Source organism: Kitasatospora sp. NPDC056184, assembly GCF_042268405.1.
In the GTDB taxonomy this organism is placed as follows: Bacteria; Actinomycetota; Actinomycetes; order Streptomycetales; family Streptomycetaceae; genus Kitasatospora.
Genome location: NZ_JBHJUI010000020.1, coordinates 139,756 through 145,849, shown reverse-complemented (window position 1 = coordinate 145,849; position 6,094 = coordinate 139,756). Strand labels below are relative to the sequence as shown.

Genomic DNA, 6,094 nt, shown 5'->3' with positions numbered 1-6,094 from the left:
GCCGCAACGCCGTCGGCGCCCCGCCGCCCCCGCCGCCGGCGGGTCTGCGGCCCGGCGACGCCCCGGCCGCCCCGCCCGCACCGCCCGCGGCACCCGCTCCGGGCGGGGTGGCGTACGAGCGCACCCAGCTGGCGGGCGCGATCGACCCGGCGCTGCTCGGCGGCGTCCCCGCCGACCCGGGCACCCCGCCGTCCGGCGGCCCCGCCGTCCCGCCGCCGCCCGGCGCGGGCGCGCCCGGGTCCGGTTACGGCTACCCGGGCGGCCCCGCTCCCGCCGGCGCCCCGGCGCCCGCCCCGGCCCCCGTGCCGGCCGCCCCGCCGGCGCCCGTCCCCGGACCGCCGCCGGGCGCCCCGGTGCCGCCCGGCGTGCCCGCCGTCGGCCCGGGCTACTTCGCCGCGCTCAGCTACCGGGGCCCGGACGGCTCGGAGCAGAAGCTGCTGCACCGCAGCGAGCCCGGCACCCCGCACCCGGAGTGGAAGATCCTCCAGGACCTGCGGCGGCTCAACGTGCCGCCGGAGCAGGTGCTGGAGCTCTACACCGAGCTGGAGTCGTGCGACCTGCCCGGCGGCTACTGCAACCGGATGATCGCCGCCTCCTGGCCGAACGTCCGGCTCACCCACACCGCCGACTACGGCCGCGACCACCACTCCCGGCAGACCGGCATGGCCCAGCTGCTGGACCACCTGGACGAGCTGCACCAGCTGGCCTCCGGTCCGCAGCGGGTCCGGCCGTTCCGGGTGCCGCTGCCCGCGCCGGGCACCGTCGCGGCGCTGCCGCAGCTCGCGCCGCAGCAGCTCGCCCAGGAGACCGGCCAGGCCTTCGGGCCGAACGTGTTCCGCTTCGAGCAGCGCGCGGTGGCCCGCCAGGGCGTGCCCGAGCCGGTGGCGCAGACGCTGATGTGGTCGGGCCTGCCGCGCGAGTTCGGACCGTTCTTCTGGGCGCAGGCCCAGGAGGGCCGGCCGATCCCGACGCTCGCCGAGCTGGCCGCCGAGCGCGGCCTGCCGGGCGGCCCGGACTTCGGCGGCTACCTGGTGCTCGGCAACGACTACGGCCGCCAGCTCTGTGTGCAGTACGGCACGGCGCACGTGGTCGCGGTGGATCTGGAAGGAACCGGTGAGCCCCCCCGGTTCGTCAACACGGGTGTACCGGAGTTCGTCCGCGCGCTGGCCCTGCTGGGCCGGATGTGGCGGCTGCGGTACGGGCTGACCCCGGACCAGGCCGGTCGCTGGACGACCGACTTCCAGGCCCAGCTGGCCGCGATCGACCCGGCTGCGCTGCAGTCCGCGGACACCTGGTGGGCCGTGCTGCTGGAGCAGTTCTGGGACGGCCTGCTCTAGGCAGGCCGTGCCGGATCCGCGCAGGTGGCGGGGGTCGTTCCAGCGCCCCGGAACGGCCCCTTCGGCGTACCGGCGCGGCGGTGCCTCATTGGGGTTTCGTCCACATCCACGCAAAATAGGTCAAGAGGATGGTCGCAAACGTCCATCCTCGGCATATTCCGATCCGCCTGACGTCCGAATCCCGACCGGGTTCCCCGACCCGGTTCCCGAGCGGACCGATCCGTCCGATCATGGGCTCCGCAGCCCGCGACACGAGGGGAAGAGCCCATGAGCGACGCCGTCCCCCAGTACGGCTTCACCGTTGCCCGGCGCGGTTACGCGCCCGAGCAGGTCGACCGCACCCTGACCGCGCTCACCGCGCAGCGCGACGAGGGGTGGGAGCGGTTGAGCGTGCTCGGCGCCGGGCTCCGCGAGATGGAGCGCCGGCTGGCCGAGATCCAGCAGACCGCCGCCGACGCCCCCGAGCCCGACTACCAGGTGCTCAGCGACGAGGCCGCCGGCCTGGCCAGGATGGCGGAGAACGAGGCCCGCGCCGTCCGCGACAAGGCCGAGCGGTTCGCCGAGGACCTCCGCGACGAGGTGTACGAGGCCGGCCAGGTGCTCGACCGCACCGCCAAGGAGTACGCGACCACCACCCGCACCGAGGCCGACGCCGCCGCCCGCCGGACCGACGAGCGCACCAGGGCCGAGGCGGAGGCCATCCGGGCCGAGACCGACCGCGAGGTCCGGGCCGTCCGGGACGCCGCCACGGCGCACGCCGCCAAGGTCCGGGTCGCGGCCGCCGAGGCCTCCGAGCGGGCCGAGGCCAAGCTGGCCGAGCTGCGCCGCAAGGCCGACGAGATGTTCGTCGAGGCGCAGACCGAGGCCGACGCCGAGGACGCGGCGGTCTCCGCCACCGCCGAGCGGCGGGTCAAGGAGGCCGAGCAGTTCCGCGAGACGGTGCTCGGCCAGATCAAGCAGAGCGACGCCGAGGCGCAGGCCCGGGCGGACCAGCTGATCGAGCAGGCCCGGCGCGAGGCCGAGCGGATCAACGCGGCGACCGAGCGCGAGCAGCGCGAGTACGCGACCAGGCTGGAGACGGTGCAGCAGCACCTCGACCACATCAAGGCGACGCTGGCCTCGCTGACCGGCGCGGCGGTCGGCGCGATCGAGCCCGCGGCGCTGGAGGCGGCGGCGGCCCCGCTCCCGGTCCCCGTCCCGGCCCTGCCGCCGGGCTCCGGCGCCGGGCCGGTGGACGGCGCTCCGGTGGACGGCGCCCCGGCGGGCCGGGTTCCGGCCGACCGGGCCCCGGTGGACTCGGAGGCGGACACCGGGGAGATCCCGCTGCCCGTCCTCGCGGACCCGCGGGCCGACCTCCGCAAGGAGCCGGTCCCGGTGCCCGCCGCGGAGGCGGCCACGGCGGTGCTGCGGGTCACCCCGGGGCGGGTCACCCCGCCCGCGGCCGCGGCGGTCGCCACCGGACCGGTGCCGCCGAGGCCGGCCACCCCGCCGTCGGCGGCGGGGGCCGTTGAGGGCGCGGGCGCCGCGGCCGAGCGGCCGGCCGAGGAGGAGACCCGGATCATCCCGAAGATCGTGATCGTCGACGACGGCAGCGACTACGCGACCCCGAACACGGTCGGCTACCACCGCCGCTGACCGGTCCGGCCTCCGTCGGGCCCCGGGTGCCGTCCGGCGCCCGGGGCCCGACGCGTTCGGCGGCCCGGCCGCCGAACGCCGTTCTCCGCCCGGCTCACGGGGTCGGCGCGGTTCACGGGGTCGGCACGGTGTCCCCTTCGGCGAGGAGCCGGGCGAGCTTGGCGTCCTGGGCGCGGACGGCCTCGCGGTGGGCGTTCAGAGCCGCGGCGTTGCGGTCGATCTGCTGGCGCTGGTAGCCCGCCAGGACGGTGAACCAGATCGCGGCGAGGTTGCTGCGGGTGGTGCAGTCGGCGTCGGCCCGGGCGGTGGCCAGTTCGGCCGGGGTGGCCTCCGCCGCGGTCCGGAAGCGCTCCGGGAGGGTCGCCGGATCGTCGGCCCCGAACCCGGCGGCGGCCATGCAGGCGGACCACTGCCCGGTCGCCGCCACCACCCGCTCGTCCTTCCCGGTGACGGCCATGGACTCGGAGAAGAGCCGCCCGATCAGGTCGGCCCCCGGCCCCGGCGGGGCGCCGATCCGGTCGGAGGCCTGCCGGTGGCAGTCGACCCGGGCGGCGTCGTAGGCCTCGCCGGCCGCCGGCGCGGCGCCCGCCTCGGGCACGGCCCGCCGGTGGGCGTGGAACCCCTGGACGCCCGCCACCTCCGCCCCGAGGTACCCCCAGGCGCCGGCGGGCAGGGCGGTGGCGTTGTCCGGCGGCCGGGCCTCCTGCAGGCCGTCCCCGCTGAAACCCGTGTAGCCGGCCCGGCGCATGCACGAGACGACCAGCGCATTGCGCACCTGAATCTCTCTCAGGGCGGCCAGGTCGTCGGACTGATAAGCGGAAAGCGGAAGTCCGGTCATTCCGGCCCGGCCGGATTCCGGGGCTTTCGGCGCGTCGATCGCCGGCGGTGTCAGGGCGGAATGTGCGGAACCTCCTCCGGATGTCCCGGAGCAGCCCGCGAGAAAGGCCGATAAAAAGACCGCTGCGGTGGCGGCGGTGAATCGCCCGAAATGCTCGGGGAGGGCCATCCGGAAGCTCCGATTCTCAAGAACGGCGGGACTGTTCGGACCCTAGCGCATGCCTGTGCGAGGCGGCCTCCGGGGTGTCGGGGCGGTGCGGCTTGGCCGGAAAAGAACTGTTCGGCCGTGCGGCGCCATGTCAACCTCTGGAGTCGCAGCCGATACCCCTTCGGAGGGTTCAGATGATTCGCCGCACAAATCTTCGGGAACGTTCTCCCGGGAATCGTTCCGGAAATGCCCGGAGCCGCCGGATCGGCGTACTCGCCGTGCTCACCGCGGCGGCCGCCACGTTACTGCCGGCCGCGAATGCCGGGGCGGTCAACCGCATCGACTGCGGAAACCGCAACGATTTCGCGAAGGTCTACAACTACGGCTACGGCGGCACGCTCTGTTTCGCGAACGACGGCTGGATGGCCGTGCGCATCTACAACGTCGACCGGATCGACGCCGGGAACAACAAGGTCACCACGTACCTGGGCGGCGGCATGGGCTCGTGGACCGTCTTCAACTGGGAGCAGTACGACTTCAACGGCCACGTGGGCCACGAGGTGATGATGTACGACATCAACCTCTCCCGCTGGTAGGCCGCGGGGGACGGGCCCCGCGGGGCCGGGCGGGCGAGGACGCCCGCTGACCCGCGGTGCCGGGCGGGTGCGGACGCCCGGCACCGCTTCCGAAGGGTCAGAGCACCTCGACCGCGGCGCCCCGGGGCAGCCGGCGCCGGCAGTCCAGCACGTACCGGGCGTGCGCGGCGACCGCCTCGTAGTCGAAGTCGTCGTGGTCGGCGAGCAGCACCACCGCGTCCGCCGCCGCCAGCTCCTCCGGGCTCGCCTCCACCCGGCGGACCGCGCCGAACGGGTCCCCGTGCGGGTCGTGCTCGGCGGCCCGCTGGCCGGGGATCACCGGCTCCGGCGCGTGCACCCCGACCACCACGTGCGGATCGGCGGCCCGGACCTCGGCGCCCATCCGGACCAGCAGCTCGGCGACCCGGGCGGCCGGCGTCTCCCGGGCGTCGCCGGTGTTCTTCTTGTACGCCAGCCCGAGCAGCAGCACCCGCGAGCCCTTGACCGAGCGCTGCCGCTCGTTCAGCGCCTCGGCGAGCCGGCGGACCACGTAGTCGGGCATGTGGCTGTTGACGTCGTTGGCCAGCTCGACGAACCGGAACGACTGGCCGAGCGCCCGCTCGACCCGCCAGGACAGGTAGGACGGGTCGATCGGCAGGCAGTGCCCGCCCACCCCGGGACCGGGGGTGAACCGCAGGTAGCCGAAGGGCTTGGTGGAGGCCGCGTCGATGGCCTCCCAGACGTCGATGCCGAGGTCGTGCGCGAACATCGCGAGCTCGTTGACCAGCGCGATGTTGACGTGCCGGAAGGTGTTCTCCAGCAGCTTGGTCAGTTCGGCCTCCTTGCAGGAGGAGACCGGCACGGTCCGATCGACCAGCCCGCCGTAGAAGCCGTCGACCGCCGCCAGCGAGGCCGGGTTGATCCCGGAGACCACCTTCGGGGTGTTCTCCAGCCGCCAGGCCGGGTTGCCCGGGTCGATCCGCTCGGGGCTGTAGCCGAGGTGGAAGTCCCGCCCGGCGGTCAGCCCGGACCCCTCCTCCAGCAGCGGCGCGAGCAGCTCCTCGGTGGTGCCGGGGTAGGTGGTCGACTCCAGGACGACGCACGCCCCCGGCCGCAGGTGCTGGGCGAGCAGGGCGGCCGAGGCCTCGATGAACGACAGGTCGGGCACGCCCTCGCGCAGCGGCGTCGGCACGGTGATCACCGCGACGTCGAAACCCGCCACGTCGGACGGCTCGGCGGACGGCAGGTAGCTCCCGTTCTCCAGCAGCGGCCGCAGCCGCTCGGCCGGGATGTCCTCGACGTACGACTCGCCGACGGCCAGCCGTTTGATCCGGCGCTCGTCCACGTCGTAGCCGACCACCCGGTGCCCGACCTCGGCCGCGCGGACCGCGAGCGGCAGCCCCACGTAGCCCTGGCCTGCGATGACAACGCGCATGACGAAGAACCCCCTCCATCGCGACGCCCCCTGGCCCCTCCGGGCGTCCCCCACACGGTCTTCACATCAGGGTAGGGAGCGGGGCCTGCCCGCGCGGGTTTTCCCGGGATTGCGCCGGAAGGGGCCG

5 protein-coding genes are annotated in these 6,094 nt (G+C 75.1%); 3 read left to right on the top strand and 2 right to left on the bottom strand.

All coding sequences use genetic code 11. The features are described from left to right. Both ACFC0B_RS31090 and ACFC0B_RS31085 read left to right on the top strand, forming a co-directional pair. The coding region (locus ACFC0B_RS31090; RefSeq protein ID WP_376093278.1) for an SUKH-4 family immunity protein at positions 1–1,337 on the top strand (1,337 nt) is incomplete at its 5' end. Positions 1,338–1,604: 267 nt separating this feature from the next. After that, positions 1,605–2,972: a hypothetical protein gene (locus tag ACFC0B_RS31085; RefSeq protein ID WP_376093275.1), complete on the top strand. Its 1,368-nt coding sequence runs from the start codon at positions 1,605–1,607 to the stop codon at positions 2,970–2,972. A gap of 112 nt (positions 2,973–3,084) precedes the next feature. On the opposite strand, the gene ACFC0B_RS31080 is transcribed toward ACFC0B_RS31085, so the two are convergent. Further along, positions 3,085–3,747 (bottom strand): hypothetical protein, encoded by a 663-nt coding sequence (locus ACFC0B_RS31080; protein WP_376093272.1) that lies wholly within the window; start codon positions 3,745–3,747, stop codon positions 3,085–3,087. A 488-nt stretch (positions 3,748–4,235) separates the two neighbouring features. Between ACFC0B_RS31080 and ACFC0B_RS31075 the strand changes: the two genes are divergently transcribed. Next, positions 4,236–4,553, top strand: a complete 318-nt coding sequence (locus ACFC0B_RS31075; protein ID WP_376093269.1) for a beta/gamma crystallin domain-containing protein — start codon at positions 4,236–4,238, stop codon at positions 4,551–4,553. A gap of 97 nt (positions 4,554–4,650) precedes the next feature. Here the strand turns inward: ACFC0B_RS31075 and ACFC0B_RS31070 are convergent, their stop codons facing one another. Further along, complete coding sequence (locus ACFC0B_RS31070; protein ID WP_376093266.1) at positions 4,651–5,967, bottom strand: nucleotide sugar dehydrogenase; 1,317 nt, start codon at positions 5,965–5,967, stop codon at positions 4,651–4,653. Positions 5,968–6,094 lie beyond the last annotated feature (127 nt).